At 71.6% G+C, this 13038-nt stretch carries 14 protein-coding genes; 8 read left to right on the top strand and 6 right to left on the bottom strand.

Annotated elements, in window-relative coordinates; all coding sequences use genetic code 11:
- The first annotated feature begins 2 nt into the window (after window positions 1-2).
- Window positions 3-1400 carry a GntT/GntP/DsdX family permease gene (locus AC07AG_RS31610; protein ID WP_478759554.1) on the top strand — a complete coding sequence of 466 codons (1398 nt, stop codon included), beginning with the start codon at window positions 3-5 and terminating at the stop codon, window positions 1398-1400.
- 187 nt (window positions 1401-1587) lie between these two features.
- On the opposite strand, the gene AC07AG_RS31605 is transcribed toward AC07AG_RS31610, so the two are convergent.
- The 5 genes from AC07AG_RS31605 to AC07AG_RS31585 all read right to left on the bottom strand — a co-directional run bounded on the left by AC07AG_RS31605 (window position 1588) and on the right by AC07AG_RS31585 (window position 7440).
- On the bottom strand, window positions 1588-2196 hold the full coding sequence (locus AC07AG_RS31605) for a cytochrome b/b6 domain-containing protein (RefSeq protein WP_478759553.1): 609 nt from the start codon (window positions 2194-2196) through the stop codon (window positions 1588-1590).
- Entirely contained in the window at window positions 2168-2833 is a 666-nt protein-coding gene (locus tag AC07AG_RS31600) for a molybdopterin-dependent oxidoreductase (RefSeq protein ID WP_478759944.1), read from the bottom strand. The genes AC07AG_RS31605 and AC07AG_RS31600 overlap by 29 nt, the downstream gene beginning before the upstream one ends.
- Before the next feature lie 158 nt (window positions 2834-2991).
- Entirely contained in the window at window positions 2992-4572 is a 1581-nt protein-coding gene (locus tag AC07AG_RS31595; RefSeq protein ID WP_478759552.1) for an APC family permease, read from the bottom strand.
- A gap of 41 nt (window positions 4573-4613) precedes the next feature.
- Complete coding sequence (locus AC07AG_RS31590) at window positions 4614-5573, bottom strand: hypothetical protein (protein ID WP_478759551.1); 960 nt, start codon at window positions 5571-5573, stop codon at window positions 4614-4616.
- Window positions 5574-5784: 211 nt separating this feature from the next.
- Window positions 5785-7440, bottom strand: a complete 1656-nt coding sequence (locus AC07AG_RS31585; RefSeq protein ID WP_478759550.1) for an FAD-binding dehydrogenase — start codon at window positions 7438-7440, stop codon at window positions 5785-5787.
- A gap of 190 nt (window positions 7441-7630) precedes the next feature.
- Between AC07AG_RS31585 and AC07AG_RS31580 the strand changes: the two genes are divergently transcribed.
- The 6 genes from AC07AG_RS31580 (at window position 7631) to AC07AG_RS31555 (ending at window position 11445) form a co-directional block, all read left to right on the top strand.
- Complete coding sequence (locus AC07AG_RS31580) at window positions 7631-8521, top strand: DMT family transporter (RefSeq protein WP_361053030.1); 891 nt, start codon at window positions 7631-7633, stop codon at window positions 8519-8521.
- Window positions 8522-8719: 198 nt separating this feature from the next.
- A complete protein-coding gene (locus AC07AG_RS31575; protein WP_478759549.1) occupies window positions 8720-9355 on the top strand; it encodes a TetR/AcrR family transcriptional regulator in 636 nt (211 codons plus the stop codon).
- Window positions 9352-10131 (top strand): glucose 1-dehydrogenase, encoded by a 780-nt coding sequence (locus tag AC07AG_RS31570; protein ID WP_478759548.1) that lies wholly within the window; start codon window positions 9352-9354, stop codon window positions 10129-10131. The genes AC07AG_RS31575 and AC07AG_RS31570 overlap by 4 nt, the downstream gene beginning before the upstream one ends.
- 35 nt (window positions 10132-10166) lie before the next feature.
- Complete coding sequence (locus AC07AG_RS31565; protein WP_478759547.1) at window positions 10167-10703, top strand: NUDIX hydrolase; 537 nt, start codon at window positions 10167-10169, stop codon at window positions 10701-10703.
- A 20-nt stretch (window positions 10704-10723) separates the two neighbouring features.
- Window positions 10724-11116 carry a YidH family protein gene (locus AC07AG_RS31560; protein WP_361052801.1) on the top strand — a complete coding sequence of 131 codons (393 nt, stop codon included), beginning with the start codon at window positions 10724-10726 and terminating at the stop codon, window positions 11114-11116.
- Entirely contained in the window at window positions 11104-11445 is a 342-nt protein-coding gene (locus tag AC07AG_RS31555) for a DUF202 domain-containing protein (protein WP_478759546.1), read from the top strand. Before AC07AG_RS31560 ends, AC07AG_RS31555 begins: the two co-directional genes overlap by 13 nt.
- 47 nt (window positions 11446-11492) lie before the next feature.
- On the opposite strand, the gene AC07AG_RS31550 is transcribed toward AC07AG_RS31555, so the two are convergent.
- Window positions 11493-12434: an NADP-dependent oxidoreductase gene (locus AC07AG_RS31550; protein WP_478759545.1), complete on the bottom strand. Its 942-nt coding sequence runs from the start codon at window positions 12432-12434 to the stop codon at window positions 11493-11495.
- Window positions 12435-12552: 118 nt separating this feature from the next.
- Here AC07AG_RS31550 and AC07AG_RS31545 point away from each other — a divergent pair, with 118 nt between their 5' ends.
- Window positions 12553-12849: a hypothetical protein gene (locus AC07AG_RS31545; protein WP_249590910.1), complete on the top strand. Its 297-nt coding sequence runs from the start codon at window positions 12553-12555 to the stop codon at window positions 12847-12849.
- Window positions 12850-13038: the final 189 nt, after the last annotated feature.

Below are 13038 nucleotides of genomic sequence, written 5' to 3'. Positions count from 1 at the left end.
CCGTGACCAGTCTCAGCGTTGAGATGCTGGCAGCGGACGCCGTCGAGCCGATCACCTCCGCTGGCCACGCCCAGCTGGGTATCGCCGTCCTCGCGGGCATCGCCGTCATCGTCCTGCTCATCACGAAGTTCAAGCTGCACGCGTTCCTGGCCCTGACCATCGGATCGCTCGCCCTCGGCGCCTTCGCCGGTGCCCCGCTCGACAAGGCGATCGCCAGCTTCACCGCGGGTCTCGGCTCGACGGTCGCGGGCGTGGGTGTGCTGATCGCGCTCGGCGCGATCCTGGGCAAGCTGCTCGCCGACTCCGGCGGCGCCGACCAGATCGTCGACACGATCCTCGCCAAGGCGGGCGGACGGGCGATGCCGTGGGCGATGGTCCTGATCGCCTCGGTGATCGGGCTTCCGCTCTTCTTCGAGGTCGGCATCGTGCTGCTGATCCCGGTCGTCCTGATGGTCGCCAAGCGCGGCAACTACTCGCTGATGCGGATCGGCATCCCGGCCCTGGCCGGTCTGTCCGTGATGCACGGTCTCATCCCGCCGCACCCCGGCCCGCTGGTCGCCATCGACGCGGTGGGCGCGAACCTGGGCATCACCCTGGCGCTCGGCGTGCTCGTCGCCATCCCGACGGTGATCATCGCCGGTCCGGTCTTCTCGAAGTACGCGGCCCGGTGGGTGGATGTTCCCGCCCCCGAGAAGATGATGCCGCAGCGTCCTTCGGAGGACCTGGACAAGCGTCCCGGCTTCGGCGTGACGATCGCGACCGTGCTGCTGCCCGTCGTGATGATGCTGGCCAAGGCCCTGGTCGACATCATCGTCGACAACCCCGAGCACACGGTTCAGCGGGTCTTCGACGTCATCGGTTCGCCGCTGATCGCGCTGCTCGCCGCGGTGATCGTGGGCATGTTCACGCTGGGCCGTGCGGCCGGCTTCACCAAGGACCGGCTCTCGACCACCGTCGAGAAGTCGCTCGCGCCGATCGCCGGTGTGCTGATGATCGTCGGTGCGGGTGGCGGCTTCAAGCAGACCCTCATCGACTCCGGTGTCGGTCAGATGGTCCTCGACATCTCCAAGGACTGGTCGATTCCGGCGCTGCTGCTCGCGTGGCTGATCGCCGTGGTGATCCGTCTCGCCACCGGGTCGGCGACGGTGGCCACCATCTCGGCCGCCGGTCTTGTGGCTCCGCTGGCCGCTGACATGTCCGACGTGCACACGGCGCTGCTGGTCCTTGCCATCGGGGCCGGGTCGCTCTTCTTCTCGCACGTGAACGACGCGGGGTTCTGGCTGGTGAAGGAGTACTTCGGGTTGAGCGTCGGGCAGACGATCAAGACCTGGTCGGTCATGGAGACGATCATCTCCGTGGTCGCGGGTGGGCTGGTGCTGTTGCTCTCCCTTGTGATTTAGCCGGTCGGAGCGGGTTCTTCTCCCCCCATCCCGCCCCTTCCCGAACCATGGGGCTCCGCCCCCCCCTGGACCCCCTGGACCCCCGACAAGATGTCCTCAATCGCCGGACGGGCTGGAACTATCCAGCCCGTCCGGCGATTGAGGACGAACTCGGCGGAGCCGGTGATGGCGGCGCGCAAGGCCTCGGCTACCTCCGCCACAGCGCATGCCTCTGCTCCGCCCACTCCGGGTCCACCGACCCGGTCCGCATCCCCCGCCGGGCCTCCGGATCCGCCCACGCCATCCCCACATGCCCGGCGATCACCACGCCCAGGGTCAGGGCGAGCCAGTCGTGGACGAACGTGCTTCCCGTGCGCCAGGCCAGGGGGGTGAGGTGCGTGAACCACATCAGCAGGCCCGTGCCCAGCATCACCAGGACCGCCCCCGCGAGCCAGCCCGCGTACAGCTTCTGGCCCGCGTTGAACTTCCCCGCCTTCCGGCGCTCGGCGCCCCGCCGCAGCCAGGCCCTGTCGTGCGGGCCGAAGCGGTTCAGGAGGCGCAGGTCGCCGCGGAAGGCGCGGGACGCGAGGCCCGCGAGGAACGGGGCCGGGAGCAGCAGGCCCGACCATTCGTGGACGGTCACCACCAGCGCGCGGCGCCCCACGAGCTCGGCCAGCTGAGGGACGTACAGGCACGCGGCGGTCGCGACGCAGACCCCCATCAGGAGTGCCGTCACCCGGTGCACCCAGCGCTCCGCGGGGCTGAACCTGCGCACCCGCGCGGCCACTTCAGGCAGTGGGCTCGTCGTCCCTGCCATTCGAATCACCCACCCAGGCGTCGACGTCGTAGCCGCGCTTCTCCCAGTACCCCGGCTCCACCTCGTCCGTGAGCGTGATCCCGGAGAGCCACTTCGCCGACTTGTAGAAGTACATGGGGGCGACATAGAGGCGGGCCGGGCCGCCGTGGGTGTGGCCCAGGTCCTTGTCCTGCATGCGCAGGGCCACCAGCACGTCAGCCCGCCGCGCCTGCTTCAGCGTCAGGCTCTCGCTGTACGTCCCGTCGAAGCACGTGAAGCGGACGGCTCGGGCCGTGGGGCGCACCCCCGCCGCGTCCAGGAGAGCGGAGAGACGTACGCCTTCGAAGGGTGTGCTCGGCACGCGCCAGCCCGTGACGCACTGGACGTCGCGCACCAGGCGGGTCTGCGGCAGGGCGCGCAGTTCGGGCAGTGAGTAGGTCGTGGGGCGGTCCACCAGGCCGTCGATCCTCAGGCGGTAGGCGGACGCGCTCTTGTGCGGGACGGACGCGGCCACCGAGTAGTAGCGGAAGCCGCCGCCGTTGGGCAGCAGGTCCGTCAGGCCCGTGGGGTCCTTGTCGGACGCGGCGCCCAGGAAGGACTCCAGGCCCCGCTGGAGCGGTGGCGCGAAGGCCACGCCCGCGACGCCCAGGCCGAGCATGCCGATGACCAGGCGGCGGCCGACGGGTGCGCCGGTGCCGGTGTCCTCTTCGGGGCGGTGCGGATGGGGAGTCGTCACCCTCTGATTCGAGCACCCGCGGCCCCCGGGGTACAGGGGCCGCGGGTGTCCGTCAGCGTTCCGTCACATCCGGGCCCGGACTACTCGCCCGGGGTCTTCGCCGCCTTCTCCAGCTGGAACGCCTCGTTGCCGAGGCCGATCCGCGCGTGCGCCTCCGGCTTGGTGGAGCGCAGGACCGCGCCGTAGACCACGCCGATCACGGCGGCGAGCAGGATGATGCCGGGCAGCACCCAGCTGAGCGCCGAGCCGGGGCCCGCGCCGACCAGGACGTCGAAGTCCTTGACGGTGTAGCCCGCGATGACGAGCAGGCCGACCGCGGCGAGGGCGGAGGCGGTGATGCGCCAGGCCTGGGCTCGCGCGGCCCCTCGGCGTACGAAGAAGACGATGACCGCGACGGACGCCGTGGCCATCAGGAGGATGACGCCCAGGGCGCCGATGTTGCCGCCCCAGGTGAACAGGTGCAGGACCGGGGCGGTGGGGTCGCCGAACTCGCCGTCGTCGGTGACCGCGAAGGCCACCACGACCAGGACGGAGATGACCGTCTGGAGCAGGGAACCGGTGCCGGGAGCACCGGTCGAGGTGTTGGTCCTGCCGAACGTGGCGGGCAGCAGACCCTCGCGGCCCATGGCGAAGGCGTAGCGCGCGACCACGTTGTGGAAGGAGAGGATCGCCGCGAACATGCCGGTCACGAACAGGACATGGAGTACGTCGGTGAAGGTGCCGCCGAGCCGGGACTCGGTGAGCCCGAAGAGCAGCCCTGCGCTCTGTTCCTGTGCGGCCGGGACGATGCCGGAGGGGCCGGCCGCGACCGTGAGCGCCCAGGAGCTGATCGCGAAGAAGATCGCGACGAAGCCGACGGCGAAGAACATCACGCGGGCGACGACGACCTGCGGGCGGTCGGTCTCCTCCGCGTACACGGGAGCCTGCTCGAAGCCGGTGAAGGCGGCGATGCAGAAGCAGAGCGAAGTGGCGACGCCCGCGCCGGTGAGCGTGTCCGGGTTGAACGCGTGCAGGGACAGGCCTTCCTTGGCCGGGTCCGCGATGGCCGCGATGTCGAAGATGACGACGAGCGCCACCTCGATGAGCAGCAGCACGCCGAGCACGCGCGCGTTCAGGTCGATCTTCAGCCAGGCGAGCACGGCGACGACGGCGACGGTGACGAGTGCCGGTATCCACCAGGCGACTTCGACGTCGAAGTAGGTGTTGAGCAGCCCGGAGACCTCGAAGCCGAGGAGGCCGTAGAGGCCCGCCTGCAGCACGCTGTAGGCGACGAGCGCGACCAGCGAGGCGCCCGCGCCCGCGGTGCCGCCCAGGCCCCTCGATATGTACGCGTAGAAGGCGCCCGCGTTGTGGACATGGCGGCTCATCTCGGCGTAGCCGAAGCTGAACAGGCCGAGGACCACGCCGAGGATCAGGAACAGCAGCGGCTGTCCGACCACACCCATCACGCCGTATGTGGTGGGCATGACACCGGCGACGACCATGAGCGGTCCGGTCGCCGCGAGCACGGACAGGAGGAGACCCGCCGTGCCGAGCCGGCCGGCGCGCAGTGCCGTCTCCTGACCCTTGTACGTGCTGATCCCACTGCCGTCGGTGGCGCTCCCGGCGGCCTTGCTCGCGGGTCTCGTGTCGCTCGTGCTGCTCGAACTGCCCGTCGCCATGGCGCGGTTGTCCTTTCGAGTGGGCCGGTTGGTGCGGTGGGTCAGGCGGAGCCGAGCGCGGCGTTGCGCGCGGCGGTGAATGCCTTGTACGGGTCCCGGTCCGGGTACGACCAGGGTGCTCGGGTCGCGTGCCGCCCGATGCGGTGGAAGAGGGCGGCCGACTCGGCCGCCCGGCCCTCGCAGAACTTGGCGTGGGCGAGGAAGTTGAGGTCGACGCGACCGCGGGGGTGCGCCCTGTTCCCGGGCATCTCCCACTCCAGCCACCAGTCGAAGGCGGCCTTCATGACCTGGCGTGCCCGGCGTCCCGTCCAGTGCTCGGAGGCCGCCGGGTTCACGGGCTCGCTGCCGGCGGCGGCGAGGACGCGGTAGCGCTCGGCGTGCGCGATGACGGGCAGAACCGCCAACGGCGAATCCGTGGGCGCCTGTTCGGCCGCCCAGGCGGCGAAGTCGTACACCTCGTGCAGCGGGTCCTGGCCCGCGGCGGGGCGCCGCTCGGCGAGCCTTGCCACCATCAGGTGGTGGGCGTGGTGGTGCTCGGGGTGCCGGTGACGGACCTCGTCGAAGAGCCGCACGACGTCCTCCTCGCGGCCCAGGGAACGCTCCAGGGTGAGCAGCGCGAGCCACGGCGTGGGGTCGGCGGGCAGCAGCGCGGCCGCTTCGCGGCAGGCGTCCCGCGCCTTGTCCGAGCGCCCCTTGCCGCGCAGCGCGAGGTGCACCGAGGCATGGGCGAGCAGCAGCACGGCATCGGTGCTCTCCGGCTCGGCAAGCCGCCAGTCACCGGCCCAGGCGGTGGTGGTGTGCTCCTGCGCGAGTACGTCGAACCGGTGGCCCCTGCGGTCCCAGTCGTCGCCGGTCGCGGCGAGCAGCGCGCGGACCTCGGTCCAGCGGCCCTGGGTCAGAGCGGTGCGGGCATCGGCGAGTTCGGCGTCGTCGAGTGCGGGGTCGAAGGCGTAGGCCGCTCGCTTGCGGGAACGGCCCAAGGGGGGTGGGGGTGGTGACACCGCGGGACTTCCTCCCCGGCGCGGCTCGCGTTCGGATGATCACGCACAGCAAAGCGGTAGGCAGCCCTCCAGTCAAGGTCTGCCCACGCCGGGGCCCTTCACCAACTCGTTTCAGAATCCGCAGACTTCATCCCTCACCTGCGGGGTTGCCCGCAAGGACACGATTCGGACAAGCGGCGACGATCACGCAGCGATGCGACGAACGCCCCCTTCAGCTCACCGACTTGGCGGCCGCACGGCCCGCCGCGCGCCCCGAGAAGAGGCAGCCGCCGAGGAACGTGCCTTCGAGCGAGCGGTAACCGTGCACTCCCCCGCCGCCGAACCCGGCGGCCTCCCCCGCCGCGTACACACCGGGAAGCGGCTGACCGCCCTCGGTCAGGACGCGCGACGACAGGTCGGTCTCCAGGCCGCCGAGGGTCTTGCGGGTGAGGATGTTGAGCCGCACCGCGACGAGCGGGCCCGCCTTGGGGTCGAGGATGCGGTGCGGGGCCGCGGCCCTGATGAGCCGGTCGCCGAGGAACTTGCGGGCGCCGTGGATCGCGGTGACCTGGAGGTCCTTGGTGAAGGGGTTGGCGATCTCGCGGTCGCGCGCGGTGATCGTGCGGCGCAGCGCGGCCTCGTCGATGAGGGGCTCCTTGGTGAGCGCGTTCATGCCGCGCACGAGGGAGGAGAGGTCCTTCTCCACGACGAAATCCGCGCCGTTGTCCATGAACGCCTTGACGGGTGCGGCCACGTCGGCGCGCGCCCTGTCGATGACGCCGCGCACGGACTTGCCGGTGAGGTCGGGGTTCTGTTCGGAGCCGCTGAGCGTGAACTCCTTGCCGATGATGCGCTGGTTGAGCACGAACCACGTGTACTCGTACCCGGACTTCATGATGTGTTCGAGCGTGCCGAGGGTGTCGAAGCCGGGGAAGAGCGGCACGGGAAGACGGTCGCCGCGCGCGTCGAGCCAGAGCGAGGAGGGGCCCGGCAGGATGCGGATGCCGTGGTTGTCCCAGATGGGGTTCCAGTTCTGGATGCCTTCGGTGTAGTGCCACATGCGGTCGCGGTTGATGAGGCGCGCCCCGGCCTCCTCGGTGATGCCGAGCATCCGCCCGTCGACGTGCGCGGGCACACCGGAGACCATCCGCTCCGGCGGGGTGCCGAGCCGCTCGGGCCAGTTGGCGCGCACGAGGTCGTGGTTGCCGCCGATGCCGCCCGAGGTGACGATCACCGCCTGGGCCCGGAACTCGAAGGACCCGGTGACCTCGCGGCTGCTGGCCTTGCCGCGCTCGGCGTCCGAGGGTTCGAGGACCTCGCCGGTGACGGTGTCGACGCTGCCCGCGCTGCGGGAGAGCCCGGAGACCCGGTGGCGGAACTTGAGCTGGACGAGGCCGCGGGCGACTCCTTCGCGGACGCGGCGCTCGAAGGGGGCGACGAGGCCCGGACCCGTGCCCCAGGTGATGTGGAAGCGGGGCACGGAGTTGCCGTGGCCCTGCGCGTCGTATCCACCGCGCTCCGCCCAGCCGACCACCGGGAAGAACCGCACGCCCTGCCGGTGCAGCCAGGACCGCTTCTCGCCCGCGGCGAAGTCGACGTACGCCTCGGCCCACTTGCGCGGCCAGTGGTCCTCGGGGCGGTCGAAGGCGGCCGTGCCCATCCAGTCCTGGAGGGCCAGGGCGTGCGAGTCCTTGATGCGGAGCCTGCGCTGCTCCGGGGAGTCGACGAAGAAGAGCCCGCCGAAGGACCAGTGCGCCTGGCCGCCGAGCGACTGCTCGGGCTCCTGGTCGAGGAGGATGACCCGGCGGCCCGCGTCGACGAGTTCCGCGGTGGCCGCGAGGCCGGCGAGGCCCGCGCCGATCACGATGACGTCTGCGTCGTAGGCCATCGGGGTGTTCCTCCTAAGCAGGGGCTTACTGGTGAGTCAGATCCTGGGCAGCGAAGTGACCGGCGTCAACCGTCCGGCGCGGGTGACTCGCGGAGCGGAGGGACCCGGGTAGGGCTATCGTCGGCCGGGTAGCCGCCAAACCCCTGGCTTCTGCCCCGCCTCGAGCCCGTCTCCCGTCTTGAGGTACGACGTGTCGGTCCTGGTCCTCGTCCTCTCCGTCTCGGCCGCCTGCTGCCTGGGCTTCGGTTTCGTCTTCCAGCAGGACGCGGCGCAGCGCGCGCCCCTGAGCGACTTCCTCTCGCCGCGGCTGCTGCTGGACCTGGTGCGGGTGCCGGAGTGGCTCGGCGGGATCGGCCTCATGGTGTGCGGCATGGTCCTCGGCGCGCTCGCGCTCGGCCAGGGCGAGGTGTCGCTGGTGGAGCCGCTCCTGGCCACGAACCTGATCTTCGCCCTCGTGCTCTCCCGCCACCGGACCAAGCAGCCCCTGGGGCGACAGGGCTGGGCCGGGCTCGCGCTGCTCGCGGGCGGGGTCACCGCGTTCATCGTGGCGGGTGAGCCGCGGGGCGGGGACTCCGAGTCCGATCCGCTGCGGCAGTGGCTGATCATCGGCGTGGTGGTGGGCACCGCCATGCTCCTCACGGTGTACGCGAAGGGGTCAAGGCACCGGTTCACCGCCGGGCCCGTGCTGCTGGGCGTGGCGGCGGGGCTCCTGTACGGCGTGCAGGACGCGCTGACCCGGGTGAGCGGGAAGCGGCTCTCCGAGGAGGGCTGGGTCGCGCTGTTCACGGGGTGGCAGCCGTACGCGGTGCTCGTGCTCGGGGTGACCGGGCTGCTCCTGGTGCAGAGCGCGTTCGAGACGGCACCGCTGCGCATGTCGCTGCCCGCGCTGACCGCCGCGCAGCCGCTGGCGGGGATCGTGTGCGGGGTGGGGTTCCTGGGGGATCAGCTGCGGATGGACGCGGGGGCGCTGGCCTGGCAGGCGACGGGCCTCGCGGCCATCGTGGGCGGGATCGTGCTCCTTGGGCTGCACCCGGCGATGCCGAGGGCCGGGGGGCGATTACCGGTGCGGGCGGTGGAGTGACGGTTCCGGCGCGGGGGCCTTGGCCGCCGTCATCACCGGCTCCGCCGAGTTCGTCCTCGAACGCCGGACGGGCTGAATCCGTCTGCCCGTCCGTCAGCCCGTCCGGCGTCCGAGGAGACCCCGCACCGCCACTGCCAGGAAGGGGAGGGGTCGGGGACCCTCTCGCCCTTTATTAATGTCCGGCATTACAGTGGTCCCATGCCGAGGACCTCAGGACCCGAGACCCGGGAGAAACTCATCCGCGCGGGTGAGGAAGTGTTCGCCGCGCAGGGCGTGCACGGCGCGCAGCTGCGCGACATAGTCCGCCTCGCGGGGCAGAGCAACCCCTCCGCCGTGCAGTACCACTTCGGCAGCCGGGCAGGCCTCCTGGACGCCGTCATGGCCGAGCGCCAGACCCGTACGGAGAAAGTGCTCACCGCGGAGCTCGCGCGGGCCGACGACAACGGCCTTCGCGGCCTGCTGCGCGCCCTGGTGGCCGCCGAGGCCACGGAGCTGCGCACCGAGCGTGGCCGCCGCTGCCTGCGCATCTCCACCCAGCTCAGCCACGAGAGCGGCGTGCGCACCCGCACCCCGCACCCCACCATCGACGGCACCGTCTACTGGGACCTGATCGGACGGGTCGAGAGCTGCCTCACCGCGCTCCCGGAGCCGCTGCGGCTCGAACGCCTCGACCTCGCGCTCACCCTCGTCGGCGCCGCCATGGCCGACCGCGCCGGTCAGTACCTCGCCGGCACCACCCCCCTGACCGGTGAGGACCTCTTCCTCGCCGACCTCGTCGCGACCACCACGGCCCTGCTGCTGGCCCCCACCCCCGCCCTTGGAGACATGCCATGACCGCATCGCACCCGCACGACCTCACCGGCAGGACCGTCGTCATCACCGGCGCCGCCCGCGGCCTGGGCGCCGAGGCCGCGCGCCAGGCGGTCGCCGCCGGAGCGAACGTCGTCCTCACCGACGTGCTCGACGCCGAGGGCAAGGCCACCGCCGCCGAGCTCGGCGAGCGCGCCCGCTTCGCGCACCACGACGTGACGTCGGAGGAGGACTGGCAGCGCGTCGTGGAGCTCGCGGTCACCGAGTTCGGCGGGATCCACGGCCTGGTCAACAACGCCGGGATATCCACGGGCCAGTTCCTCGAGTCGGAGTCGGTCGAGCACTTCCGCAAGGTCGTCGACATCAACCTCACCGGCGTCTTCATCGGCATGAAGAGCGTCATCCCGGCCATGAAGGAGGCCGGCGGCGGATCCATCGTCAACATCTCCTCGGCGGCCGGGCTCATGGGCCTCGCGCTCACCGCCGGTTACGGCGCCTCGAAGTGGGGCGTCCGCGGCCTCACCAAGATCGGGGCCGTGGAGCTCGGCACCGCACGCATCCGCGTCAACTCCGTCCACCCGGGCATGACGTACACGCCGATGACCGCGCACGTGGGCGTCGAGAAGGGCGAGGGCAAGTACCCCAACACCCCGATGGGCCGGGTCGGCGAGCCGCACGAGATCGCGGGCGCCATGGTCTTCCTGCTCTCGGACGCCGCTTCGTACGTGACCGGCGCCGAGCTCGCCGTCGACGGCGGCTGGACCGCAGGACCCACCGTGAAGTACGTCATGGGGCAGTGAGGCCGGCCGCTCCGTGGTGAGGTTGGATGGCCGGCATGACGACGAACAGCCGGCCCGTGCCCGACCCCCGCGAAGAGATCCTGGCCATCGTCGACGAGAACGACGAGGTCGTCGGCGAGGCCCCGCGCGGCGAGGCGTACGCGCGAGGCCTGCGCCACCGCTGCGTGTTCATCCAGGCGCGGGACGCCGAGGGCCGCGTCTTCGTGCACCGGCGCACACCGGTCAAGCTGGTCTTCCCCTCGATGTACGACATGTTCGTCGGCGGTGTCGTCGGGGCCGGCGAGTCCTACGACGACGCCGCCCTGCGCGAGGCGGAGGAGGAGCTCGGGGTCCATGGACTCCCGCGCCCCACACCGCTGTTCAAGTTTCTGTACGAGGACGGCGCGGGGCTCAGCTGGTGGTCGTACCTCTATGAGGTGCGCTGCGACCTGCCCGTGAACCCCCAGGTCGAGGAGGTCGCCTGGCACGCCTTCCTCACCGACGCGGAGCTGGAGCAGCGGCTCGGCGAGTGGGCGTGGGTGCCGGACGGGCTCGCGGCGTACGAGCGGCTGCGGGAGTTCCGTGCGGGTTAGGGCGGGTTAGGGTGCGGCGAGTGAGCAACTTCGTACAGAGCCTGCGCCTGTGGTTCGCGCCCGAGCGGATCCGCGACGAGGGCGACACCCCCGACTACCGCTTCTCGCTCGCCAACGAACGCACCTTCCTCGCCTGGCTGCGCACCGCGCTTGCCCTCATCGGCGGCGGTTTCGCGGTGGACCAGTTCCTGCCGGACCTGCGCTGGGGCTGGCGCATCGGGCTCGCGCTCGCCCTGCTCGCCGCGGGCGTGCTCAGCTCGCTGCGTGCGGTCAACCACTGGGTGCGCTGCGAGCGGGCCATGCGGCGCGGCGACGATCTGCCCGTCTCGCGCTTCCCGACCGTCCTGAGCCTGGCCGTCGCGGTCGTGGCGCTCGCCATGGTCGTCGTCGTGCTCTTCGGGTGGGAGGGGTGACGGACCGGGACGAGGCCGGGGTGCCCGAGCGCGATCCGGGGCTGCAGCCGGAGCGTACGAGGCTCGCGTGGCGGCGTACGACCCTGTCCTGCACCGTCGCGGCGGTCCTGGCGGCGCGGGCCGCCCTGCAGGAGGGAACCACCGCGGTGGCCGTCGTCGCCTGCGCCCTGTGCCTGCTCCTGTGGCTGGGCTTCCTGGGTGTGGCGCACCACAGGATGACCGAACTCGCCGCCACCAGCAGGCCGCGGCGGCTCTCGGCGCGGGCCGCGGCGACGGCCGCGCTGTGCACGATGGCGCTCGCGGCGTGCGCGACGGCCATGGTGTTCTGACGGGCGCTCCGCGCGGGGCCCGTGCCCAGTGCCTTGCGGGCCCGTCCTCAGTCCTCCGCCGTCCAGTCCACCGTGACGACGATCTTGCCCCGCGTACGGCCCTCCGCGCTGAGGCGGTACGCGTCCGCCGCCCGCTCCAGCGGGAAGGTCTCGGAGACGTGGACCGTGACGACGTCCTGCTCCACGAGCTGCGTCAGGCGCCGCAGGTCGTCGGCGTCCGGACGTACGAAGCAGTAGTGGCCGCCCAGGCCGATCACCGCGCCGTCCGCGATGGACGCGAGGCGGCCGCCGGGCGCCAGGACCTCGGCGGACACCTTGAGGGCGTCGCCGCCGACCGTGTCGAAGGCGGCGTCCACCCCCTCCGGCGCGAGGGCGCGCACGCGTTCGGCCAGACCGTCGCCGTAGGTGACCGGTTGCGCGCCGAGTTCGCGCAGGAAGTCGTGGTTGCGCTCGCTCGCGGTGCCGATGACGCGGGCGCCCGCGTGCCGGGCCAGCTGGACGGCGACGGAGCCGACGCCGCCGGCCGCCGCGTGCACGAGGACGACGTCGCCCTCCGTCACGTCGAGCGTCTTGGTGATCACCTGGAAGGCGGTGAGCCCGGCGAGCGGCAGTCCTGACGCCTCCTCGAAGGTGAGGTTGCGCGGCTTGCGGGCGAGGGTGCGCACGGGGGCCGCGACGTACTCGGCGAAGGTGCCGCGCGAGAGGAAGTCCTCGCGTACGTAGCCGATGACCTCGTCCCCCACCACGAACTCCGGGACGGCGGCGCCCGGCTGCACCACGACGCCCGCGACGTCCCAGCCGGGGATGACCGGGAAGACGGGGTCGAGGATGCCGTCGAGGTGCCCGCCCATGCACTTCCAGTCGACCGGGTTCACCGACGCGGCGCGGACCTTCACCAGGACGGAGTCGGGGCCGACCTTGGGGTCGCGGACATCGCCGTACTCGAGGACTTCGGGGCCGCCGTACTGGCGGTAGCTGATCGCCTTCATGGGGTCTCCGGTGGTCCTCCGGTGGTGGAAACATCAACAAGGCTTCCATATCCCCATCAAAGGGGCATCGAGTACTAGCCTGAGAGGGTCACCCCCTCCCACAGAAGGTGCACGCGCCATGAGCACGCTCCACCACGAACACCCCGTCCACGAGCACATCCACGGCCCGGCCTGCGGCCACCCGGAGGTGCCGCACGGCGATCACGTCGACTACGCGCACGACGGCCACATGCACCGTCTGCACTCCGGCCACTGGGACGAGTGCGAGCCGGACGAGCACTCCGTGCACGAGGGGCACGACCACCGGCACGGCGAGGGCTGCGGGCACAGCTCGGTGCTGCACGGCGACCACGTCGACTACGTCCACGACGGCCACCGGCACGCGGCGCACGACGGGCACTGGGACGACCACTGAGACGACCACGAGACGACCACTGAGGGGTGCCGCCACCCACTCTCGGCCGACTTCCCCCGCGCGGGCGCCAACTGGCAGTCCGTGGCGGGGGATCGGTGTGTTCGGGGGCGTCCGGGCCACCGCGATCCCGATCACGTTCCCCCTGCGCTCTGGACTACATACCGACTGGTCGGCATCATGAACGTCAGC

This window comes from Streptomyces sp. NPDC044044 (genome assembly GCF_056434405.1).
Note: the sequence above shows the minus strand (reverse complement) of the source record. Positions and strands in the feature narration are given on the sequence as shown.

Bases quoted from the DNA above. Each gene is read 5' to 3' on its own strand.
- AC07AG_RS31575 (WP_478759549.1), top strand. From the start codon at position 8,720: ATGCCGAGGACCTCAGGACCCGAGACCCGGGAGAAACTCATCCGCGCG.
- AC07AG_RS31595 (WP_478759552.1), bottom strand. From the start codon at position 4,572: ATGGCGACGGGCAGTTCGAGCAGCACGAGCGACACGAGACCCGCGAGC.
- AC07AG_RS31565 (WP_478759547.1), top strand. From the start codon at position 10,167: ATGACGACGAACAGCCGGCCCGTGCCCGACCCCCGCGAAGAGATCCTG.
- AC07AG_RS31550 (WP_478759545.1), bottom strand. From the start codon at position 12,434: ATGAAGGCGATCAGCTACCGCCAGTACGGCGGCCCCGAAGTCCTCGAG.
- AC07AG_RS31585 (WP_478759550.1), bottom strand. From the start codon at position 7,440: ATGGCCTACGACGCAGACGTCATCGTGATCGGCGCGGGCCTCGCCGGC.
- AC07AG_RS31570 (WP_478759548.1), top strand. From the start codon at position 9,352: ATGACCGCATCGCACCCGCACGACCTCACCGGCAGGACCGTCGTCATC.
- AC07AG_RS31600 (WP_478759944.1), bottom strand. From the start codon at position 2,833: ATGCTCGGCCTGGGCGTCGCGGGCGTGGCCTTCGCGCCACCGCTCCAG.
- AC07AG_RS31605 (WP_478759553.1), bottom strand. From the start codon at position 2,196: ATGGCAGGGACGACGAGCCCACTGCCTGAAGTGGCCGCGCGGGTGCGC.
- AC07AG_RS31545 (WP_249590910.1), top strand. From the start codon at position 12,553: ATGAGCACGCTCCACCACGAACACCCCGTCCACGAGCACATCCACGGC.